The sequence below is a fragment of the Bacillus cereus group sp. BfR-BA-01356 genome, assembly GCF_022663635.1.
Lineage (GTDB): Bacteria > Bacillota > Bacilli > Bacillales > Bacillaceae_G > Bacillus_A > Bacillus_A cereus.
Genome location: NZ_JAKUFX010000250.1, coordinates 1 through 1,856 on the forward strand (window position 1 = coordinate 1; position 1,856 = coordinate 1,856).

Consider the following 1,856-nt stretch of genomic DNA (forward strand, 5'->3'; position numbering starts at 1 on the left):
CAGTATTGTAGGACAATCCTATCGAATTAAAGATCATTTTAGCAAAGAAAATGATTGATTTTGTACATGCTTAAACAAGCGAAAATGTACATGTTTATCTTGACATTTACAATCATGTCGAACTTTATTATTCCACCAGTTTTAAGGCTTTCAATCTGTAAATTGGACATCCATTTTTTCAGCTTACTGTTTTCTGTTAATACAGACCAAACTTCCTCTACCGTATATGGAAATTCACGTTCAAATTTTACAATATATCCATCAGTTAGTTTCCCAATTTCAGCTATCATTTTGATTGCCTCCTTATATAGAATATATGTTCTTATTTCATTTTACACGAATATAAATATAAAATAAATATTTATGTCAACGAAGTGTCAATTTAAAGCGAATGACGCTGAGAAAAACTTAAATATTTTCTAAATCGAGTTATATAGTATTGAAAATTAAATATAGATTTACGTACAAATAAAAAAGCCGCATTTGCGACTTATGAAATCATAGGATTAACTCCTTTTTTTGTTGAATGATTAGCGCTTAATCGCATCGACAATTAGCGATGGAAAACCAAGTTTATCGCCTTTATTTCTAGAATCATACCTTTTCGAACGGAAAATAACACCGTCGTTTGCATCCCATTCGTTGTAATAAAACCGACCATTTTCATCACAATATTCAAGTAAAACTACCTCGAATCCAGCAGTTTCAAACATTTTCGTTAATATTTTATAATTATGAACGATTTTATGACTTGCTGCTGGATGATCTTTCGGACCGGGGCCCCCTATTTGAACTATATTTTGATATGCCTCATCCTGAAAGAATACATCAGGGACTCCGCACCGAATATGACCAGATGGTTTTAAAAATTCATAACAAATTTCAGCTGCTCTTACACCTTCTTCAAAAGTAAGGTGTTCCCATACATGCTCAGCTAAAATAGCTGAAATAGAGTTGTATTCAAATCTTTCTTCCCACGTAGCTTTATCTAGTAAGTTAAGTTCATCTTCTTGCGTTTGAATCCAACCTGGATTATTATTAAACACTCCAGCTCCGACAACTACTTTAATTTCGTCTTGTTTTATTACCACCATTTTCACCTCTTGAATATTTTAATTCATTAATATATTCTATGTTTACTATTATGCTTCCTCCTTCAACAAATTTAGTAACATGAGTCCAGTACAATACCGAACTCATGCCCTAAAAACTCTCTAACGCAACAATCTGTCTAACTCTATAAAATTAGTTCATAATATACGATTTTTCTTACAGAAATATAGCACACCAAACATTAGCATAATACCAATCACGTAAAAAATTGTTGTTCCCCTCCCACCAGTATTAGGAATTACCCAGTTATTCTTCGCATTTTTCACTGTTATTTTTTGTGTCTTTACTGCTTCTGTAATTTCTATTTCTATTGAATCTCTAAGTAACATGTATCCGTTCGGTGCTTTTATTTCTTTAATCGTATACTTTCCAATTGCTAATTGGTTGGAAATCACCTTTCCTTTTTCATCCGTTATTAATCTACTAACTTCTTTCCCTTCTTTATCTAACACTTGAAATACAGCGCCTTTTAGCTTTAATTCACTATCCATATCATCAACTTTTTCAATTTCAAATTGCCCAGTCGGATCTGGCAATTTCTTATTTCCTATTTTAATTTCTACTACTGTATCTTTTTCTATTTTTACAGCTATTTTATCTTTTAATAATTCATAACCTTTAGGCGCCTCTATTTCCACTACGGTATAGTTTCCTATTGGTAAGTCTTTTGATATCGCTTCTCCTTCTTCATTTGTTACTAGTTCTCCAACTATTTTTCCTTTTGAATCTTCAATTTTAAACTT

At 31.8% G+C, this 1,856-nt stretch carries 2 protein-coding genes and 1 pseudogene; all 3 read right to left on the minus strand.

What is annotated here, in order from left to right; translation table 11 throughout:
• Positions 1–74: 74 nt before the first annotated feature.
• A pseudogene (locus tag MR168_RS32700) lies at positions 75–290 on the minus strand (SRPBCC family protein); the annotation flags it as partial.
• Between the two features lie 240 nt (positions 291–530).
• Positions 531–1,091, minus strand: a complete 561-nt coding sequence (locus tag MR168_RS32705; RefSeq protein ID WP_086412678.1) for a class I SAM-dependent methyltransferase — start codon at positions 1,089–1,091, stop codon at positions 531–533.
• Positions 1,092–1,250: 159 nt separating this feature from the next.
• Positions 1,251–1,856: MSCRAMM family protein (locus MR168_RS32710; protein ID WP_242291758.1), on the minus strand; the 606-nt coding region annotated here is incomplete at its 5' end.